20 protein-coding genes and 2 pseudogenes are annotated in these 19,999 nt (G+C 68.0%); 17 read left to right on the top strand and 5 right to left on the bottom strand.

Annotated features, from left to right (window positions below; translation table 11 throughout):
• The first annotated feature begins 12 nt into the window (after window positions 1–12).
• From APR04_RS15495 to APR04_RS15485, 3 genes are all read left to right on the top strand, one after another.
• On the top strand, window positions 13–924 hold the full coding sequence (locus APR04_RS15495) for an SMP-30/gluconolactonase/LRE family protein (protein WP_253871692.1): 912 nt from the start codon (window positions 13–15) through the stop codon (window positions 922–924).
• A gap of 70 nt (window positions 925–994) precedes the next feature.
• The gene (locus APR04_RS15490) at window positions 995–1,771 is read left to right on the top strand and encodes an SDR family NAD(P)-dependent oxidoreductase (protein ID WP_253871690.1); all 777 of its coding nucleotides are present in this window, start codon (window positions 995–997) and stop codon (window positions 1,769–1,771) included.
• Window positions 1,772–1,835: 64 nt separating this feature from the next.
• A complete protein-coding gene (locus APR04_RS15485; protein WP_253871688.1) occupies window positions 1,836–3,293 on the top strand; it encodes a neutral/alkaline non-lysosomal ceramidase N-terminal domain-containing protein in 1,458 nt (485 codons plus the stop codon).
• A 583-nt stretch (window positions 3,294–3,876) separates the two neighbouring features.
• Here APR04_RS15485 and APR04_RS15480 read toward each other — a convergent pair.
• Window positions 3,877–4,041, bottom strand: a complete 165-nt coding sequence (locus APR04_RS15480) for a hypothetical protein (RefSeq protein WP_253871686.1) — start codon at window positions 4,039–4,041, stop codon at window positions 3,877–3,879.
• A gap of 389 nt (window positions 4,042–4,430) precedes the next feature.
• Here APR04_RS15480 and APR04_RS15475 point away from each other — a divergent pair, with 389 nt between their 5' ends.
• The 11 genes and pseudogenes from APR04_RS15475 (at window position 4,431) to APR04_RS15420 (ending at window position 13,879) form a co-directional block, all read left to right on the top strand.
• Window positions 4,431–4,961, top strand: coding sequence for a hypothetical protein (locus APR04_RS15475; RefSeq protein WP_253871684.1), 531 nt, complete (start codon window positions 4,431–4,433; stop codon window positions 4,959–4,961).
• Window positions 4,962–5,412: 451 nt separating this feature from the next.
• Window positions 5,413–6,075 (top strand): hypothetical protein, encoded by a 663-nt coding sequence (locus APR04_RS15470; RefSeq protein WP_253871682.1) that lies wholly within the window; start codon window positions 5,413–5,415, stop codon window positions 6,073–6,075.
• A gap of 639 nt (window positions 6,076–6,714) precedes the next feature.
• Window positions 6,715–6,930, top strand: a pseudogene (locus APR04_RS15465) (glutamate-cysteine ligase family protein); the annotation flags it as partial.
• Between the two features lie 131 nt (window positions 6,931–7,061).
• Complete coding sequence (locus tag APR04_RS15460; protein ID WP_253871680.1) at window positions 7,062–7,430, top strand: PRC-barrel domain-containing protein; 369 nt, start codon at window positions 7,062–7,064, stop codon at window positions 7,428–7,430.
• A 104-nt stretch (window positions 7,431–7,534) separates the two neighbouring features.
• On the top strand, window positions 7,535–7,768 hold the full coding sequence (locus APR04_RS15455; RefSeq protein WP_253871678.1) for a hypothetical protein: 234 nt from the start codon (window positions 7,535–7,537) through the stop codon (window positions 7,766–7,768).
• A 182-nt stretch (window positions 7,769–7,950) separates the two neighbouring features.
• A complete protein-coding gene (locus APR04_RS15450; protein ID WP_253871676.1) occupies window positions 7,951–8,631 on the top strand; it encodes a phosphoribosyltransferase in 681 nt (226 codons plus the stop codon).
• Complete coding sequence (locus APR04_RS15445) at window positions 8,631–9,941, top strand: erythromycin esterase family protein (protein ID WP_253871674.1); 1,311 nt, start codon at window positions 8,631–8,633, stop codon at window positions 9,939–9,941. Before APR04_RS15450 ends, APR04_RS15445 begins: the two co-directional genes overlap by 1 nt.
• Window positions 9,931–10,584 (top strand): dienelactone hydrolase family protein, encoded by a 654-nt coding sequence (locus tag APR04_RS15440; protein WP_253871672.1) that lies wholly within the window; start codon window positions 9,931–9,933, stop codon window positions 10,582–10,584. The genes APR04_RS15445 and APR04_RS15440 overlap by 11 nt, the downstream gene beginning before the upstream one ends.
• A 1,152-nt stretch (window positions 10,585–11,736) precedes the next feature.
• Entirely contained in the window at window positions 11,737–12,168 is a 432-nt protein-coding gene (locus APR04_RS15435) for a zf-HC2 domain-containing protein (protein ID WP_253871670.1), read from the top strand.
• 311 nt (window positions 12,169–12,479) lie between these two features.
• Window positions 12,480–13,487 (top strand): annotated as a pseudogene (locus APR04_RS15425) (IS5 family transposase).
• A complete protein-coding gene (locus tag APR04_RS15420) occupies window positions 13,484–13,879 on the top strand; it encodes a DUF6766 family protein (protein WP_253871668.1) in 396 nt (131 codons plus the stop codon). The pseudogene APR04_RS15425 and the gene APR04_RS15420 overlap by 4 nt, the downstream one beginning before the upstream one ends.
• Before the next feature lie 148 nt (window positions 13,880–14,027).
• Here the strand turns inward: APR04_RS15420 and APR04_RS15415 are convergent, their stop codons facing one another.
• The 4 genes from APR04_RS15415 to APR04_RS15400 form a co-directional block, all read right to left on the bottom strand.
• Complete coding sequence (locus APR04_RS15415; RefSeq protein ID WP_253871667.1) at window positions 14,028–14,696, bottom strand: PAS and ANTAR domain-containing protein; 669 nt, start codon at window positions 14,694–14,696, stop codon at window positions 14,028–14,030.
• A 283-nt stretch (window positions 14,697–14,979) separates the two neighbouring features.
• On the bottom strand, window positions 14,980–15,132 hold the full coding sequence (locus APR04_RS15410; protein WP_253871666.1) for a hypothetical protein: 153 nt from the start codon (window positions 15,130–15,132) through the stop codon (window positions 14,980–14,982).
• A 107-nt stretch (window positions 15,133–15,239) separates the two neighbouring features.
• A complete protein-coding gene (locus APR04_RS15405) occupies window positions 15,240–16,352 on the bottom strand; it encodes an FUSC family protein (RefSeq protein WP_253871665.1) in 1,113 nt (370 codons plus the stop codon).
• A gap of 18 nt (window positions 16,353–16,370) precedes the next feature.
• Window positions 16,371–16,790: a CBS domain-containing protein gene (locus APR04_RS15400; RefSeq protein ID WP_253871664.1), complete on the bottom strand. Its 420-nt coding sequence runs from the start codon at window positions 16,788–16,790 to the stop codon at window positions 16,371–16,373.
• Between the two features lie 850 nt (window positions 16,791–17,640).
• On the opposite strand from APR04_RS15400, the gene APR04_RS15395 reads away from it, so the two are divergent.
• The 3 genes from APR04_RS15395 to APR04_RS31305 are packed head-to-tail and all read left to right on the top strand — an operon-like array spanning window position 17,641 to window position 19,993.
• Window positions 17,641–18,567, top strand: a complete 927-nt coding sequence (locus tag APR04_RS15395; protein WP_253871663.1) for a glycosyltransferase family 2 protein — start codon at window positions 17,641–17,643, stop codon at window positions 18,565–18,567.
• A 54-nt stretch (window positions 18,568–18,621) separates the two neighbouring features.
• Entirely contained in the window at window positions 18,622–19,527 is a 906-nt protein-coding gene (locus APR04_RS15390; protein ID WP_253871662.1) for a glycosyltransferase family 2 protein, read from the top strand.
• A 7-nt stretch (window positions 19,528–19,534) separates the two neighbouring features.
• On the top strand, window positions 19,535–19,993 hold the full coding sequence (locus tag APR04_RS31305) for an NAD(P)-binding domain-containing protein (protein WP_372496121.1): 459 nt from the start codon (window positions 19,535–19,537) through the stop codon (window positions 19,991–19,993).
• Window positions 19,994–19,999 lie beyond the last annotated feature (6 nt).

Below are 19,999 nucleotides of genomic sequence, written 5' to 3'. Positions count from 1 at the left end.
AGTGAGGCAGGCATGACCGTCCGACCGACAAGGGGCATCGACGAGCTCGTCGAGCCCACCGCCGAGATGGAACAGATCGTCACCGGCTGCGTCTTCACCGAAGGCCCGGTGTGGCTGCCCGACGGGGCGTTGCTGTTCAGCGACATCACCGCCGACCGGCTCATGCGCTGGAGTCCGGACGTCGGCCAGTCGGTCGTCCGTTCGCCCAACGGCAAAGGCAACGGAATGACGCTCGACAACGAGGGACGGCTGATCGTCTGCGAACATGCCACGAGCACCGTGACCCGAACGGCTGTTCCACTCGGCGAGCGCGAGGTGATCGCCGCGCACTGGTCAGGTGCCGAGCTCAACAGTCCGAATGACGTGGTGGTCATGCGTGACGGCGGCATTCTGTTCACCGACCCCAGCTTCGGCCGCACCTTGCCGACCGTCGGAGTGGTCCGGGACGTCCCGCAGCAGCACCGTGGCGTGTACCGGATACCTCCGGAGGGTGGCGAGCCACAGCTGCTCGTCGCCGACGTGGAGCAGCCGAACGGCTTGTGCCTCTCCCCCGACCAGTCTGTCCTGTACGTAGGCGACACCGTCCGCGCACACATCCGCTCGTTCGACATGGCCAACCGGTCTGGGCCGCTGCGGGACGCCGGATTGTTCGCGGAGGGCATCAGCCTCACCCCTGCCCGCGACGACGCCTATGTAGACGGCATGAAGGTCGACGAGCTGGGCAACGTCTACGTCACCGCACCGGGCGGCATCTGGGTCTACACACCGTCCGGCGAACGGCTCGGGACGATCGAGGTTCCCGAGCAGGCGGCGAACCTGAACTGGGGCGGCGACGACTGGAAGACCCTCTACATCACCGCACTGACCTCGGTGTACCGGATCCGGACGACGGTTGCTGGCAACCGCCCGGCCTACATGTGCTAGACCGCGCACGACCGGGACCACGGGTCCTCATCAGCACGCACCTCGTCCTCGAACCTAGGAGTAGAACAGCATGACAACCAAGACCCGGACAGTGGTCGTCACCGGCAGCGCAGCGGGCATCGGCCAGCACATCGCCGCGGATTTCGCCCGTAGCGGGGCGCGACTGGTCCTCGCCGACGTACAGCCGGTCGACGAGACGCTGACGTTGGTACAGGCGGCGGGGGCCGAGGCCCACCACGTGCACTGCGACATCACCGACGAGGGCAGCGTGCGTTCCTTCGGCGAGCGTGTCGCCGAGATCTGCGGCGGCTCGCTCGACGTCCTGGTGAACAATGCGGGCATCAACGGCGAGGCACAGCTCGTACAAGACATGCCGCTGGCGAGCTGGCAGCGCACCATCGCCACGAACCTCACCGGGACGATGCTCGTGACCCGCGAGCTGATCCCGCTGCTCGCCGCGGACGGCGGTGGCCAAATCGTCAACATCGCGAGCAACGTGGCCCGTCGTGGGCTTCCGTACCGCGCCGACTACGTGGCCAGCAAGTGGGCGCTGCTCGGCCTCACCCAGACGCTCGCCCTGGAGCTCGTCGAGGATGGGATCCGCGTGAATGCCGTATGCCCGGGACCTGTCGAGGTGGACAGGATCGAGAAGGTCATGCAGTCGCACGCCGAGGCCGAAGGCAGGCCAGTCGAGGACGTGCGCCGCGAATGGGAGGCGGGCAGCCCGATGGGTCGCTTCATCGAGCCGGGTGAGGTCGCCGCAGTCGTGAGCTTCCTCGCATCCGACGAGAGCAGCGCGATGACGGGGCAAGCCTTGAACGTCACCGGCGGCCAGATCATGACCTGACTCCGCCAGGCTCACTCAGCACCTTCCTTCTGCCTCCGGGCAGACCCGAGAAAGGAACCCATCCATGCGGATCTCGAGAGTTCGCGCTGCCTACGTCGCCGCCGCCGCGGCAGTAGCCCTTGGCACGGCGCCGTTGCTCACGGCGGCTTCGGCCACTGTGCCCGCCACCACCACCGAGCAGGCTCGGACAGCCCCTGACAAGGGCAAGAACGTGCTGCGGGCCGGCGCCGCGCGCATCGATATCTCGCCGGCAGCCGATCCCGAGTTCCCGGCGCTGGACGAGTACGACCACGAGAAGCTCTTTGTGCGCGCCATCGTCTTCGAGAACAAGGGCAAGCGCGCCGCCCTGATCGGCGCCGACCTCAGCGGCATCGCCGACCCGGTCTGGCAGGACGCCGTCAAGCGGGTTGCCGGGGAGCTGAAGACACCGGTTGAGAACGTCATAATCTCCAGCACCCACACCCACAGCGACCGACCGCCGGGAACCGTCGAGAACCCGGGTGGTGGCCGCTACGGGCAGGACTTCGTCGGCGACGTCATGGTGCGGGCCGTAAAGGATGCCTCCTCGAAGATGGAACCCGCCCTGATGGGTTACGGCTCTGGCGACGCCTACCTCAACGTGAACCGCGACACCATCAACCCGGCCACCAAGAAGTGGACCCAGGCGGCGAATCTGGACGCGGTGACGGACACGGAGCTCGCCGTGCTGTCGTTCGTGCGCCCCGACGGCTCACCCATCGCGGCCTACCTCAGCTATGCGATGCACCCGGTCAACGCCTACCTCGCCGCGCACACCACCGGCGACTTCCCCGCCGCGACCAGCAGATACATCGAGAAGGCATTCGGCGACGAGATGGTCGCGGTGTACAACCAGGGCGCCGCCGGCGACCAGAACCCCCGCTCGCTCCGGGCCGGGACCAACATGCTCGCCTCACGCAGCGGCGCGGAGATCACGGGCTACGAGCTGGTCCGGGAGGACATCGAGGCACCACTGCGCAGCAGGCCGGGCCGACCGGCGGACACCCAGGTCCTGCGGGACCTGTTCCGCTACATCGATTCCCTGGGCGTGGTCCTCGGCGAAGAAGCCATCCGCGTGATGTCGACCACTACAGAGCACACTGCCACACCCGAGATCTGGGGTACTGCCGACAGCGTCACCTGCCCGGGCCGCACCCGTCTCGACGACGCTCGCGAGGGCGTTCCCGGAGAGTACACCGACGGACCGGACGTCACTCTGCGCACCGGTCTGCTCGGTATCGGTGACGTCGCCCTGACCACGGTCAACGCCGAGATCTACACCAAGATCGGGTTGCGCGTGAAAGAGGAGTCGCCCCTGACCAAGACCATGGTCGTCACCGTCAGCGGCGGTCACGCCCCCTCCAGCTACGTCCTGGACAACGAGTCCGAGTACCACCAGACGTTCCAGGCGTTGACCTCCAAGCTTCAGCCCGGCTGCGCCGAGAACGGACTCGTCCAGAGCGTGACCGGCCTCGTCGAGCAGTACGCCGACCAGAGCCGCTGAGACCGCTCCGTGACGCTGGGAACGCCATCGCGCGACCAGCGTCACGACGGTGTTTTTCCAGGACTATCAGCTCCTTGATCAACGCGAACGTGTCCATCGGACCGAAACGTTCGCTGTTCTCCCTGAACCAGGCAGGCTGCTCGCCGGTCACAGTTACCTGGACGGTGTAGTCGCCCTTCGGCAGACGAGGGCCGCGATCTACCGATCCCGCGTTCACCGGCACGGTCGTCCGGGCGGCGAGATCGGTCCGGAGGACCCGTTCCACGAGTCCATGCGGGGTTCGGGCCTGGCGTGGGCGCCGATGGAGAGTGGGTCAACCGCCGTCGACTGCCAGCCCCCCCGCGAGTCGACCGCCGTGCCGCCAGGCCTCTCACCTCGACGTCAGGTCGTGGACAGCCCGAAGCGCCAGTCACGAGGAGAGCGGAAATCTCGGCACCCGTAGACGGGACTGCTCGTGCGCCTCCATTGCTCCACCTGCTAGGGCCTGGCCCTGGCGGGCACAGCTGCTCCGCACTCGCTTGATCGCGGCCTGGCTCAGCTGCAAGCGTTCCTGCGGCGTCTGCCGCCTGCGTTCTTCGTTCATTCACATCAGCACCTTCTCGACGATGAGGAGAGATCCGATCAGGATCATGGCCGCGCCGGAGGCGCGCGTGACCACCCGAACTGCAGTCGGCCGGGTAGTCAGCACGCGCCGCGCGCCGTATCCGGCGAGGAGATAGACGACAGCGCAGCCGGCGATGTGGACCATCCCCAGAATGATGGAAGTCGTGGTCGACCGCGCGCTGCCTCTCTAGTTACCCGCACCGAATGCATCGCGCACGTCGAGAAGGCCAGCGGTTTGTCCATTAGTTCGCGTCCGGCGGATGCGTCACACACACCAGACCCGCGAGTGCGACCGTCAGGCCGACCTCGATTGGACGCCTTCGTAGAGCGCGGACATCACCGGGCCCCGCGACTGATCGGGGGGCGAAATCCACAACCAATTCGAAGCAGACGCAGAAGTTGATCTCCGCCCCCTGCTTGCCGTCGCGTCACGGCTGCTCGGCGCCCAGGTCCTGCTCTATGTCGGCTGCCGCCTCGACAGACGTTCAGCCGGGGACCGATTCAATGTCGGTGGCTCAACATAGGGTCCCTGCTATGGAACTCGCAGGGTTCATCGTAGGAAGCCTTGGCCTGCTCGTCGCGAGCCTTTCTGTGGGCTGGCAGGCGTTCGCGTGGGTGTATGACGGCCGACGTGTACGGGTCGCTCTCGTCCACGGGCTTCACTCTGGCCGTCTCGCAGCTACCGGCAAGGTCGGGGGTGACCGCCAGCCGAGAAGGCTCGACCAGTTGGCATCCGGCGGATTCGCTGGCGAGGAAGTAATCGGCATCGCTGTGACGAACGTCGGACGAGCGACAGTCAGGATCGACAAGTACGGCGTGGCACTGGTTCGAGGTGGGGTGTCGTTCCATCCGCTCGGCAACTCCATCGGACCGGATCTTCCGTTCCGTCTGCCTCCGGGCGAGACCGAGACCTGGTACGCGCGAATGCAGGACGCCTGGAAACTGATCCACGCCACCAAAGGGATCCATTCAGACGTCAGCCCGGACGTGCGAATGTTGGTCACTCTCGGCACAGGCGACGATGTCAAGACGCGGCACTCAGTGATCGTCCCGAGACGGTCTTGAGATCCGAAGCGATTCGGCCGTTATGCGGACCAGTAGGTCTAGAAGACGCGCACCAGACCCCAATGACGACAGACGCGATCGTGCTCCATCACGCAGAAGCGAAGTACTTCTCCGTGTGACTTCTGGGGTGCGGGCACTCGAGCAGGTCAGACGTATTCTTGCTGGTTAGAGCACCGAGCGTATTCCCGGGACTCCCGTATCCAGACATCGCTGGACGTACCTCAGCGTATCAACTCGTGTCACATTCGCGTCAGGATCCAGGGGTTCGGGATCCGGATCGGGACATTGACACGAATCGAGCCCCTGACCTGCGCGGACACCGGCGGGCATGGCACGAATGGGGTGCTGACCTGCGACTTCATGAGAGTGCCCCACGTCGGCAGCATTGAGGTGCCCAGTCGCGAGCCTCTCGTTTCCGGCTCGGCGCCAGCGCCCGTGCCATCGTTGGCCCATGCGAGTGCAGCGCGGAGTGACCGTAGCGGGGATCGAGCCCGGCGTCGCACGCGCACTCGCGCGCGCCTGCTTGGTCGACTGGACGCGCACCGAATACATCGCGCACGTCGTCAAGGTCGACGTCGCGGAGGCCGACCGGCTTCTCCACCAGCTCGAGTCCGGTGGGTACGTCACGCACCAATCCCTCGAGTACGACGGCGAGCCCGAAGCGTGGTGGAACACGACACTTCTTGGCAGCGGCCTGGCCGGAGCCTCGTTCCTCAAGCCGATCAACCGCGCAAAGGCAGAGGCGCTTCTCGCCGGCGTGCTAGACCGAGCAGCGTCGTACAACTCCGATCCAGGCAAGCCTGTGTGGATCGAGAGGATTTCACTGTTTGGCTCGCTACTGGACCAGGGAGCCACAGACTTCGGAGACATCGACCTTCACGTCGTGCTGGAGGACCGCGCCGAACATGACGCCGCTGAGGCAGCTCTCGCCTATGCCCGTGCATCGGGCAGGACCTTCCAGAGCTGGATCGACAGACTTTTCTGGGCCAAGACCGAAGCCAAGCAAATCCTCAGGAACCGCAGTGGCTACCTCAGCATCCACACTGAAGACCTCAACGACGTCACGGACCGGATGCGGGTCGTGTACGAGCTTGAAAGGGCTGATCGGGGTTGACCGATACAGCCGGATGACGTGGAGAGCGGCGCGGCTAAGCAAGACGCATCCACGGTGCAAACCGTGGAAGTTCCCCTGACCAGTTGAGTCCCTGATAGTGGTGTAGCGCGGTCGCCGGGATCGTCGTTTTCGACGAGACGTAGTGCGGCCACCGCGTGATCCTTCGAGAGCAACCCTTCACAGCAACCCTCGAACGGAACCATCACGATGACCGCACCTCATATTGTTGAACTGTGCATACCGGTCCTGACCTGGGGGTTCATCCCTGGCCGCGAGCGGCTGGGACTCCACTGGGACTTGGGACCGGTTGAGGCTTCGAAGTCGCCGACCGAGGATGGCCGACGTAGCGAGTTGCCCGGGTGGGACTGCTCGCCGATGCGCGCGACGATCGTCGGGCACTCGTCCAGGGTAACGGTGATGTCGGGACGGGCTCGAGGCTGGCCCGGTTCGAGGTCGGGGCTCGTGCCGGGATGTTCGTGCGCGCGTCCGGAGCGAAGTAGCTCAGGTCGGTCTCGGTGATCCCGTGCCGCAGTGCAAACACACCTGGAGCGGTCGGCACGCTGTCTGGCTGACGAGCGGCGCGACGTCGGGTTCCCTACGACCGCCGTCGTGCTGCGAGTGCGGCCCTGTGGGCCAAAGATGGCCCGTACTCGGGGAGGTGTTGCCGTGCGTACGTTCGGCGTGGAAGAAGAGTTGCTGGTGGTCGACCCGGAGACGCGGCGACCGCTCGCGTGCGGCGAGAGTGTGGTGGAGCAGGCCGGGTCGACGGGGCCGCACCGGCTGACGGTGGAGATCCAGCAGGAGCAGGTCGAGGTCGTCGGACCGCCCTGCGCGACGCTGACCGAGCAGCTGACGGTGATCCGCCAGGGCGGCTTCTGGCCGACGAGGCGGTCACGTCCAGGCAGGCCCCAGCGCCGCCAGTTGCGACCCTCGAAAAGGCAGGGCAGCGTGGGGGCAAGAGCGCTGCTCTACCTAGGGAGGACACGATGGGCACGGCTTGGGACCCCTGGAACTTCACCGACCGCACCGGGCTGGAGACGGCAGATCGCAATCTGGTCGGGTTCGAGGTGCACGCCACCGACGGGGACATCGGCAAGATCGACGACGCCAGCATCGATGTGGACACCAGCCACGTGGTGGTCGACACCGGCCCGTGGATCTTCGGGCAGAAGGTCATCCTGCCGGCCGGGACAATCACCCGGATCGACTGGGACGCGCAGATTGTCCACGTGGACCTGACGAAGGACCAGATCAAGGACTCCCCGCCTTTGGAGAACCGCAGGTGGGGGCAGGACGTGGCCTACCAGGATCAGCTGGGGGGCTACTACGGCGGCCTGTACAGCCGAGGTATCTGAGCCGTCCGAGCCGCTCGCTGATCGGCCGCGATCTCGCACACGATCTCGGCTGGCCGGTGTGCTGTGTCCGTGTCGAAGTGAAGCACTGAGGAGGGAACGCCACCATGGCTAACGACGAAGAGACCGGCAACGTCACGGGAACCAAGGACAAGGACTACAACATCCTGTGGTTCACCCAGGCGTGCCTGGACAACGCGCTGCGTTTGGAGATCTACATCCAGGACGCCGAGCGAGACAACGACACCGAGCTCGCGGAGCTGTTCCGCCGTGCCCAGGGCGAGAGCCGCAAGGGGGCCGAGCAGGGCAAGCGACTCCTGCTCAGCCGGCTCAAGGGCTGACGACTCGAGCGCGGGCCGCCACCAGACGGTGGTCGGCCCGCGCGGCGGTTGGCCCGCCCGCCGCCCCTGTCTGGTGAGCGCGGTGCCCTCCCTCGGCGCCTGTTCTGACGCGCGGGCGCGCGGGCTGGGTTACCGGAACGGGTCGAACGGTGAATGTGACCGCAGAAGGAGAGCGATACCACATGCCGAGCGACGCGAGACCCTACGTAGATCGCCAGGAGGCCGGTCGTGCGCTGGCCGGTCGCCTGGCCGGGTACGCGGACCGCAGGGACGTCGTCGTTCTCGCGCTGCCCCGCGGTGGCGTGCCGGTCGCGGTTCCCATCGCCGAAGCACTGGGAGCCCCGCTGGACATCGTCGTGGTACGCAAGCTCGGGCTGCCCGGGCAACCCGAGCTGGCGATGGGCGCGATCGCAGGCGTCGGTGGCGACGTGGAGGTCGTCCACAACCAGCGGGTGCTCACCCAGGCGCAGATTTCCGAGGCGGACTTCGATGTCGTCTACCGGTCGGAGCTCGAAGAGCTGCGTCGGCGGGAGAGCGTCTACCGGGACGGCCGGCCGGCGACCGCCGTCCGCGATCGGGTCGTCATCCTGGTCGATGACGGTGTTGCCACAGGGTCGACCGTACTGGCAGCTATCACCGCGATCCGCCACCACGATCCCGCCCGCGTGGTGGTCGCGGTCCCCATCGGTTCCTCCAGGGCGTGTACGGAGCTTGAGCGCGAGGCCGACGAGGTCGTCTGCGTCCAGACGCCCTCGCCCTTCTACGGCGTCGGCCAGGGATATCTAAATTTCCGTCAGACGCAGGACGACGAGGTGCGGGCCGCTCTGGCCGGCGCCTCCGACAGCACAGGAAGGTCGCCTTGATGAGCGTGGCCGAGGACATCCAGCGTCAGGCGGGCCCGTTGCGCTCGGAGGCTGATCTCGACCCGTTGATGGACCGCGTCGGGGACGCGTCCTACGTGCTGCTCGGTGAGGCGTCGCACGGCACGCACGAGTTCTACGACTGGCGTGCTGCGATCACCCGCCGGCTCATCAGCGAGAAGGGCTTCAGCTTCGTCGGCGTCGAGGGCGACTGGCCGGACTGCTACGGCGTCAACCTCTCCGTCATCGGGTCCAGCGAGGCGCCAAAGGACCCCGCCGATGCCCTCGCCGCGTTCGAGCGCTGGCCGACGTGGATGTGGGCCAATGACGACGTAGTGGGCTTCACCCGATGGCTGCGGGAGCACAATCAGGCGCTCCCGGACGCGCAACGGGTCGGCTTCTTCGGGCTCGACGTGTACAGCCTGTGGGACTCGCTGTACGCGACGCTGGACTACTTGCACGAGCACGAGCCGGGCAACGTCGACGCCGCGATGGCCGCCCTGGACTGCTTCGGTCCCTATGCCGAGGACCCGCAGGCCTACGCCCGTGCGACCCGGCTGGTCCCGGCGAGCTGCCAGGACGAGGTGGTGGCCATGCTCGCAGACCTTCTCCCCGGCCGTTCGCCGCAGGGCGTGGCTTCGCGCGACGAGCGGTTCAACGCGGAGCAGAACGCTGCGGTCGTGGCTGGCGCGGAGGCCTACTACCGGGCGATGGTTGGCGGCGGCTCGTCGTCGTGGAACGTGCGCGACCGTCACATGGTCGAGACGTTGGACCGTCTCATGACACATCACCGCGGCCGAGCCGATGGACGGCCGGTCAAGGCCGTCGTCTGGGAGCACAACACGCACATCGGCGATGCGCGCCACACGGACATGGCAGTTGCTGGGATGGTCAACGTCGGTCAGCTCGTCCGGGAGAGGTACGGCGAGCAGGATGTCGTCCTGGTCGGCTTCGGCAGCCACCGTGGGACGGTGACCGCCGCCGGTCAGTGGGGCGCACGCACCGAGACGATGACGGTGCCCGAGGCGAGGGCAGGGAGCACCGAGGCCCTGCTGCATGAAGCACTGGCGGAACCGGCAGCCTTGTTTGTCTTTCCCGACGACCTTCCGGACTGGCTGCGCGAGGCGCGCGACCACCGCGCCATCGGTGTCGTCTACCACCCGGACGCCGAGCGGTGGGGCAACTATGTGCAGACGGTGCTCGGCCGTCGCTACGACGCCTTCTGCTGGTTCGACCGCACCCGCGCGCTGTCACCTCTCCGCGGCACCCGTGTCGCGGCCGGAGAGATGGAGACCTGGCCACATGGACGCTGAAGCACGTGCTGTCCGCCTCCCAGCCGACGGCGGGGCGGTCGACGGGGACCTCGTCGTGCCTGCCGTGGTTCGTGGCGCCGTGGTGTTCGCCCACGGCAGCGGCAGCAGCCGGCACAGCAGCCGCAACCAGTATGTCGCGGCAGGACTGCACCGGGCCGGTTTCGCCACCCTGCTCATGGACCTGCTGACCCCGCACGAGGAGCAGGTGGACCTGATCACCCGGCAGTGGCGGTTCGACATCTCCCTGCTGTCTGCGCGGCTCGTCGCTGCTGTCGACCATCTCGGGACCATGGAGGAGACTGCCCGCTTCCCGATCGCCACGTTCGGGGCCAGCACAGGCGCTGCTGCTGCGGTGCGCGCAGCGGCAGCACGACCGCAGCAGATCCACGCTGTGATCTCCCGTGGCGGCCGACCGGACCTCGCCGGCGACGATCTCTCGCGTGTCAGGGCACCCACGCTGCTCCTCGTGGGCGGTGAGGATCACGTAGTGATCGAACTGAACGAGCAGGCCGCCGCGCAGCTCGCAGCAGACCACGAGTTGAGGATCGTGCCCCGAGCCACCCACCTGTTCGAGGAACCGGGCGCTCTGGACGAGGTCATCACGGCGAGTGTCGAGTGGCTCGAACGCTGGATGCCGCAGTGAACAACGTCGCGTACTGATCAGGAGTTCTCTCTGTTTAGGCGCGGTCGGTGACCTCGGCGGAACATTCGACCGCACCACGCAGCAGTACACCGAAAACGTCGTAATCCTCGCCACCTAGCCCAGCCGCTCTCCACCAGGCGCGCCGCAGCCGGTTCCCGGCGATCCGTCAGTCCCGGCCCCGGACGGCCGGTCGAGCCGCTGTCACGGGGCCACCCCGGGCGCACGGCGTATCGAGATCCCGGTGGTGAGCTGTGTCGGGGCGTCCATGCCCGCGTCGTCGTCGACGCCCATGACCACCCTCACACTCACCCTCGGAATGGCCGTGGCCGTGGCCGTGGCCGGCGGGGTCGGCGCAGCGGACCGGTTCCTCCTGGACACCCTCGTCGCACGCCACCACCAGGCACCCCTGCGGGTTCTACGCCCGCGCCCGAGATGCACCCGAATCCCACCGGCGACGATGATCCTGGAGAGGTCCCGGCCCGGAATGAGGACAGCAACCCGGACCAAAAACTCGGCGACGAGTACGGTCGGGACCTGAACCTCCATCACCTGACGAGTTTGCTGGGCGACCTGGCCCTCGCGGACAGTGACAGCTAAACGGCCTCCTCACCTCCCCCGCAGTTCCCGGAAATCCGGGATGACAACGTCCTCGAACCAGTTGTCGACACGGCCCGGCCGGTCGCGAGAATCTCGTCATGAGACTCGGACTGGGCAAGCGTGGTGTGTGGTAGGCATGGTCCGCAGATTCGTCGGCGCCGCCAAGACTCTGGACCGGCACCTGACCGGCAGCGCGCTGCTACCCCACCAGGCCATCCTTACGCTCGACCTCATGGTCGGCGCGCTCGCACTCGCCCTGCTCGTCGCGTTCCTGTTCCCGCTCTGGTCCGCCCATAGGTGGCTGACGGCGGCACGACCCAGCTCCGGTTCAGACTGCTCGGCTCCATCGCTGTTCCACCCGGCGACATCTCACGGGCACGTGCATTCACGCCGACTGCAGCTCGTCCGCAAAGACCGGAGTCGGGGAGGACCGATGTCCATGACTGGCTCGAACAAGCGGCATATCACAGCCATAGTGCGATGAATCCTCATCAACGGTAAAACTAGGCCCTAGCCGGTCGAAACCGGACGCTGTGCGCACAGGGGGCAGTTCGCGTGACCATCACAGGTGATCTCAGTATCGACGACCTGTGCGCCGTGCTTGACGTCGATGGCCAGACCAACGTCTTCATGGTCGACGCCCCACCGTCCAACCTGGCCCCCGATCACGACGCATCCCCCACCGCTCACGTCCGCGGCATCAACGAGCCACAGTGCCGCTTAACACGTGCCGCCATGCACGACTACCTCACAAGACGCCTCCCGCCCCGCCGCGTGCACCGCTTGGAAGTTCACATGGATGGCTGCGCCAAGTGCATCCGCGTCTTCATCGACATCCGCGAAGCCTCCTGGACACGTCGCAGTCCGGCCAACTCCTCAACACTGACCATCACTCGGGCCGGCCCCACCGAAGACCTCGTCGGCACGGCGTTGGCCACGACCTACGAGCACTACGAGAACCAGTCCGAGGCCGCGTGGCAGCACTGACGCGAGCGGGTGCTGGGTTGGGTGGCGCGTGCAACACCGCTCACCCAAGATCGCGGCGTCGGTCGACAGGTGAGCAGCCACGAGGCGCTCGCCCGGCGACTGGGTACGGTCGACGCGGTGGTCATCGGCCTGGGGTCGATGACCGGAACCGGGGTCTTCGCCGCGATCGCACCGGCCGCTCAGGCGTCCGGGGCGGGCCTACTCCTTGAGTTGGCCCTGGCCGCTTTCGTGGCATACGCGAACGCCACGGCCTTGGCTCAGCTAGGGCGTGTCTCCCATATGTGTGGTGAGGTGCGCGGCAGACTCGGGACGTGACGTCTTCTCGATACCAGTCGCTGACCGATGAGCAGTGGGAACTGATCGAGCCCCTGCTCCCGTCGAACACGGGCCGGCGCGGACACCCGTTCTGGAACAACCGTCGCGTGGTCGAAGGGATCGTCTACCGGTACGGGACCGGGATCCCGTGGCGGGACCTGCCCGTCGAACACTTCGGATCCTGGCGCACGGTCTGGAAACGACACCGCCGGTATGCCGGAGACGGCACCTGGGACAACGTGCTGTCCCGGCTGCTCGCTCAGGCCGACACGGACGGAAAGATTGACTGGACCGTGTCGGTGGACGCCACGATCAACCGGGCCCACCAGCACGGCACGAACACCACACGCCCGGAGCAGGACACAGGGGGCGGTCTCGAACTACACGAACCTCCCCACTGACTTCGTCCACAGCCCGCTGGGCGGGGACCGCGAACCGGCAGGTCACGGCATCGGTCACTCCCGTGGCGGACTGAGCACCAAGATCCACCACGCGGTCGACGGACGTGGCAGGTCGCTGGCCGCGGTGGTCACCGGCGGGCAACGTAACGACGGCGCGATGCTGCTCGAGGTCCTGGCCGACATCCGCGTCCCGCGCACCGGGCCGGGCCGACCACGCACCCGCCCCGAAGCGGTGCTCGCGGACCGGGCCTACGCCACCGGCCCGACCGCAAGCACCTACGCGGGCGGGGCATCAAGACCGTGATCCCCGAGAAGAAGGACACGACCGCCGCCCGACAGCGCAAGGGCTCGGCCGGCGGGCGACCACCGGCCGACCGGATGGTGCGGCGGCATGGCTGTGGAGAGCACCACGCTGCCGCGCTTCGACGCTATGGCTACGGCGGCTCCCGTGATCTCCGGTGGCGATCCGTTTGTGCCCGGCCTAGCGTGACGAGGCGCGTCGTCTGCGGACGCTCACGGCGTGAGTCTCGAGAAGTGGGATTCTCCAGCCGGATCGGCGGTGTATTCGCCGGTCACGAGTGGTTGAAGAGGAGATCGCCATGAGTGACAGCTCAGCGAAGTCCCGCCCGCGGTTCCACCGCGCCTACTCCTTCGGGATCGTGACGGCCGGGTTGTTCCTCGTGTCGTGGGCCGGCCAGTTCGTGTTCCAGGCGATCGCGGTCCGGAACGAGGCCGACCAGCACGGCTCGTCGTTCTCCTGGTCGGAGTTCTTCCCTCAGTTCCTGTCCTCCACGTTCGAGAACTGGCAGTCGGAGTTCCTCCAGCTCATATGGCAGGCAGCCGGTCTCATGCTGTTCTACTTCTGGGGGTCGTCGCAGTCTCGCGAGGGCGAGGAGCGGGTCGAGGCAAAGGTGGACGCACTTCTGGAGGACAGGGGTATCGAACCCGCACGATTCGTCCGCGACATGCGGGCCCGAGCGGACGGCAAGAGCTAGTGACGCCGCCGCGTACGTCGACCGGCGCGGTTGAGGGCCAGGTGGCGGACGACCGTTCCCTCCGACGGTGCGAGCCCAGAGTTTGCGCGGCAGCGAGTGGGCGCCAAGGCGTCAGACGCCAAGTGTGCTGCTCTCTGGGCAGCGAGGGTCAGACTCCGGTCACTGCCGGTCGGGGATGACGCAGCAGGTCGAGCAGATAGCTGGGGGACGAGGCGACGGCGCGGGGCGCTGTACGGGAGTGAGCGACGAGCCACCTGGAGAGGTCTCTCAGTGGGACGTTGCTGTTGTTCGAGTGGTGGCGCAGCACCTTGAGGGCCTCCTCGTCGTCGACGCCGAGCACCTGCCCAACGGCGGCCTTGGCCTGCTCGATGTCGCGGCGGCTGCGTGCCGCGGCGCGGATGGCGGTGTCTGCCTCTGTGGCGGCCAAGCGGCTGACGCTGCGGGTCAGGTCGAGGAAGTATCCGACTAGCTCGACCACGTCACCACTGTCGTCGCGCTGGCCTTTGCCGACGATCGAGACGACGTGGTCGTGGCCGTTGGCATCGACGATGCGGTGCGCGGTCGCGAACGGCTCGCCGGTGCGCCAGGCGACCTCGAGCACGTGTCGGACACGCTCGCGGTCATCGGGGTGCTTGTGCGCGAGGATCATGGCGGTGGTGGGGTCGACTTCCGCCGGTTCGAAGCCGTGGATGCGGTAGGCCTCGTCGGACCACCACCATTGTTCGGTCGCCAGGTCGACGCGGTACTGGCCTGTCTGTGTGTGATCACCGAGTGCCAGAACATGTTCGAGCGGGACGTCGTGCAAGGGCTGGTTCATCAGTCCTCCGTCAACAACATTGCGCGACGGCCCTTTCCTGACCGCACGGATGACTATAGCAGTGGGCGGCAACGAGGACGGCACCGGCGTTCTTAGAGATCGGCGGCCGGGGTGTGTGCGTCATGGTGCAACGGTTCCACCGCGGGCCGCCGGCGCGCTTCTAGAGGTGCGTGAACATCGGCTCGGCGATGGGCGCGTCTCCACACCATGGCGTAGGCGAAAGGCCGGATGGCCTGCCTCCGCAGTTTGGTACCCACGACTAGGCCACTCCGGTCTATTCGGATCAGGCGACGTCGTCGTCCAGGAAGTGCTGTGCGAGGTCGGTGCCGGCTGGTCGAGCGACGGCATCGTGCTCGGTCAGGTCTTGCGCGGAAAGGGCGCCGCGCGGGAACTCTCGCGTTACGTTGGAAAAGGTCCAGAAGCGGCTGCCGATCAAACCCGTCAAGGTGTTCCGTAGGGGCCCAGTTCTTCAGCTGCACGCTCAAGCCGTCCCCCGCCGACACCGAGGCGTCGGTTCGCTTGCTGTCTGACGCCTCGTGTCCGTCAGATGTGCAGGGCGTCAGCGCCGCGGTCGAGGTTGATGATGAGCGCGCCCGCCACGAAGTAGTCGTACTGCGACGAGCGTTGGGCCTCGCGGACGGCCTCACGAAACTCTTCGAGCGACTCGTCGAGCCGGCGAACCGCATCAGCCGCTGCGCCGGCCTCAGGGTCGCCCTCCTTGTCTCGGACCTGAGCCGAGTGCACGGCGGAGGCGAAGGCGCGCAGCGTGCCAGCGAGCTCCGGTCGTAGCTGCTGCCCGAGCGCTAGGTCGTTAAGCCCTTCGCTCTCCCAGACAACGAGCAGGCGCACGATCTCCTCGACCACTTCTGCCGAGGTCCCGAGCGCACCGGCGCGGCGCGTCTGGGACGCCATCCAGCCTTTGTTGCGCCGTGCCCGCCGGTTCGCGCGCGATGCCTCACGTGTCTGGGCCACCGCCGCACGCGCGCTCTCGATGGTCGGGTACAGCCCCTGGCGGCGGCGTTCCCACTCGTCGTGATCCAGGGGCCCCTGCTGCTCGAGCCAGTTCGCCAGGGACTCGACCTGCTCGGCGACCCCGCTGCGAAGGCGGCCGAGCGCGAGCTCCGACGGGGTGAGCGGCAGGGGCGGGAACAGCAGGTTGACGCCGATGCCGATCGCAGCGCCCACGACGATCAGCCCCGCGTAGGAACCGATGTAGTCCGCATCACCGCTGCCGAGGATGAGCACGAAGATCGCGGACATGACGGTCCAGCTGCCCATGTCGCCGAAGATGCGCCAGCCCACGCACAGGAGCGCGATGCCCACCACCACGGTGAGCTCCAGCAGTCCGGGAAGGGGCAGCAAGGCCACACCGCGGGCGATGATCGCGCCCACCAGCACCGCGGCGACCGACTGGAGGGAGTCATGGACGGAACGCACGACGGTGCTGGTCGTGGCGAGCACGGCCCCCAGCGGCGCGTAGTACGGGTAGTCGGCGAACGGCGCGGGCGCGACGAGTCCCACGGACCAGGCCAGGCTCGCCGCGAACGCTCCCTTGACGGCGAGCGCCCATCGCGGGTGGCTGAGCCAGGCGCGGTGGGCGGCCGCGACGACGCCGCGCGGCCGGGGCACCGTCAGCGTCTGCCGGAACTCGACCACGTCTACGCCTCGCACGGCTCAGGCGTTCGGTTGTGCCTCGGAGATGTCGGCCAGGGCCGACATCGGGTCCCGCTCGGCTGCGAGGTCGCCGATCGAGACGATCCCGATCGGTACGTCGTCGTCCATCACGGGGATCCGCCGGACGGCGGCGGCGCGCATGAGCTCGACCGCTACCTCGACCGGGACGTCGGGCCCGACGGAGATCAGATCCTCGCTCGCCACCTCGCCGACCATCGCTTCGAGCCCGAGCCCTTCGGCCAGGCCGCGGACGACGAGGTCCCGGTCGGTGACGATGCCGACGGTCGTGGTCCCGGCCTGCACGACCAGTGCGCCCACGTCCTGTGCGGCCATCGTCCGGGCGGCGGTCTCGAGCGTCTCGGACATGCCGATGGTGGTCGGCTCGGGGGTCATGACATCGGCGACGGTCTGCTGCGCCATGTCGCGCTCCTTCCCTCGGTGCGACGTCCCTGGGGTAGGGCCGACGGTGGGCTGCTTTGCCGACTTTCCCACCGTGCCGCGCTGGGGCAACGCTCGCATCCTGTCGGTGCGGCTCGGCATCATCGTCGCCGCAGCGGACCGTCTGAGCGCTTCGCTCCAGGTATCGCGAATCCCCCGGAGCCTTCTCCCGCCCGCGCCTGGTGCGCGAGGTGCTCCAGGACACGAGCAACTGCAGCGGGACGAGCACGAAGAACACCGTCACCCTCTCTGCCCAGGCGACGTCGGCGCTGAGGAGGGTCGTCGGCAGCGTCGAGCCCAGCGCGACGGTGACCACGAAATCGAAGACGTTGAGCTTGGCGAGCGTGCGAGGGGCAGAGCGCTGGAGAGAGTCCCACTGCTCAAGGCTCACACCGCGAGCGCCGGGAAACGTCGCTCCCGGTCACGCTAGGCCGGAGACGGTTCGCCATCGCGGTCACGGGAACCCCGGAACCGCACACCGAACCAATGCTTCCCGCAAGGCGTCACCTGACGCCGGTGGCGGGCCTCCTCTGGATGCGAGTGCAAGACGACCTCCGTAGCGTCGAAGTGCGGCGGCGTGGTGCTCTCCACAACCGCGCAGCCGCACCACTTGAAGGAACACCGGGGGCGTCGAAGCACGCAGGGTGGTCGAGGTCAGGCTCATCAGACGCTGGGCTCAGATCGGTCACTGCCTCGGGGACGCCATCCGTATACGACGGCGTCGCGAGCCTCGAGCGACGGTACCTGCAGTGACCTGGGCCCCGGCGCCGTGCTGCGCCCTCCGCAGGTCCCGCCCACCCGCAGCCGTGCCGACCCACGAGAGGACAACCGGATGCCCGGACTTGAGCGCCACCACCGGTTGGCAGGCGACCGGCCGACGATGGAGGACGCGCGCGTCACGGTCGTCGTCGCCAGCCGCAACCGCCGTAAGGAACTGCTGCGCAGCCTCGGCCACCACCGGGCCCCCGTGGTCCTGGTCGACAACGGGTCGACCGACGGGACTCCCGACGCGGTCCGCCGCACCCACCCCCACGTGGAGGTGGTCGAGCTTGGCGAGAACCGCGCCGCGGCCGGACGAACGGTCGGGGCCTTGCGCGCCTGCACCCCGTTCGTCGCCTTCGCCGACGACGACTCGTGGTGGGCGCCGGGGGCTCTACGAGCGACGGCGGACGCGCTGGAGGCCGCGCCGCGCGTCGCCCTCGCGAACGTGGACACCTTCGTGGGAGACGAGGAGCTCCCCGACCCCTTCTCCGCCGTGCTCTCCGCGTCCCCGCTGCCACATCGGGACGGGACGCTTCCCGGCCCCCGCATCCTCGGATTCATGGCGTGCGCCGTGATGCTCCGTCGGTCCGCGTTCCTCGAGGCGGGCGGGTTCGACGACGTCATCCGGTTCCCGGGCGAGGAGGAGCGCCTGGCGTGGGACCTCACCGCCCGCGGCTGGGCGCTGGTGTACCTGGCCGGTCCCGCCGTCCACCACCACCCGTCTCCGCGGCGCGACGCCGCCGAGCGCCGCCAGCGAGGCCTGGCGCGGTCGCGGGTGCTCACCGCGGCGATGCGCCTGCCGTGGGACGCAGTGGCCGAGCGCGTCACGGCGGAGTTACGGGCGGGAGCTCCAGGGCGCCTCGGCGTGCTCGACGCCGTCGCCCGGCTGCCGCAGGCCGTCTGGCGTCGGCGGCTGCTCCCACCCGACGTACTGGCTGACATCGAGATGCTCAACCGCGTGACCCCCGATGGCGTGAGGGAGCCGACGGTCCCCTGACCAGCCGGCGCCGCCGTCCACTCCCGGCTTGCCCCTTCGTCCCTGGAGGACCCCATGACCCGGCAACCCGACGCCCGCATCGGCGTCGTCGTCATCACGCACAACCGGCGAGACGAGGTGCTGGGCGCACTCGCCCGGCTCCGCGAGCTGCCCGAGCAGCCTCGCGTCCTCGTCGTCGACAACGCCTCCCACGACGGGACCGCGGACGCCATCCGCTCCCAGCACCCGTGGGCGGAGCTCGTCGCCAGCCCCACGAACCTCGGCGCCGTGGGCCGCAATGTCGGCGTCGACCGCCTCCACACCCCCTACGTCGCGTTCTGCGACGACGACACGTGGTGGGAGCCCGGCTCCCTGCGCGAGGCGGCCGACGTGCTTCAGGCGCACCCGCGCGCCGCCGTGCTGACCGGGCGCATCATCGTGGAGCCACGCGGACAGGAGGACCCGATCGTCGCCGAGCTGCGCCACTCGCCAGTACCCACAGCCGCAGACCTGCCCGGGCCCGCGCTGGGAAGCTTCCTCGCCGGCGCCTCCGTCGTCCGCCGGGACGCGTTTCGCGCCATCGGAGGATTCCACCCCCGGATCTGGCTCGGCGGCGAGGAGGAGCTCCTCGCCGCTGACCTCTCCGTGGCCGGCTGGGAACTGTGCTTCCTCGAGACCATCGCCATCCACCACCACCCGTCCAAGGTCCGCGACCCGCACCGCCGACGCCGGGACGGCATCCGCAACACGCTGTGGTTCATCTGGTTGCGGCGTCCCCTACCCGCCGCGCTGCGCCGGACATGGAACGTCCTGCGATCCCTGCCCCGCGACCGCGTCTCCGCGGCCGGCATCTGGCACGCGCTCCGCGGCGCATCATGGGTCCTGCGGGAGCGCACGCCGCTGCCCCCGCACGCCGAGGAGAGGTTCCTCGCGCTCGAGGACGCCCAGCGGTCGTCGACGGCTCGCAGCTACGTCAGCTGAGCCCGCGATTCACTGGTCAGCTTCCGTAGGGCGTGTTTTTGCCGATGGGTGCACCTCCCGGTGGAGGCCGTACGCGGGTCGCGGCGCTGCGCTGTACAGGACGCGGGTTCAGCGCGGAGACGACCGCGGGACCGTGGGAAGCCGCTCACGTCTGGTGGCCACTGGTCCGTTCCAGACCCCGTCCGTCCCGGAGGCCGCCCGCTACCTCTCGGGCCACGTCGCCCAGCTCCACAGCAGCGAGTATCTGCGACCGGCACAACTACCCAACGGGACCGTCCTGGTCGTCGGTGGCGGAAACTCGGGCTATCAGATCGCGTTGGAGCTGGTCCACAGCGGCCGAACCGTGCACCTGTCACGGGGCAGCACAACGTCAGCGTGCCGCAGCGCCCCTTGGGCCGCGACCATCCAGGCACTGTGCCCCCACGTCGAGGGACACAAGACAGGCACGCCGGGTCAGTTCAACTGAGCCGGA

This window comes from Promicromonospora umidemergens, from assembly GCF_024171995.1.
Taxonomy (GTDB): Bacteria; Actinomycetota; Actinomycetes; order Actinomycetales; family Cellulomonadaceae; genus Promicromonospora; species Promicromonospora umidemergens.
The sequence above is the reverse complement of the archived record's forward strand: the minus strand, read 5'-3'. Positions and strand labels throughout refer to the sequence as shown.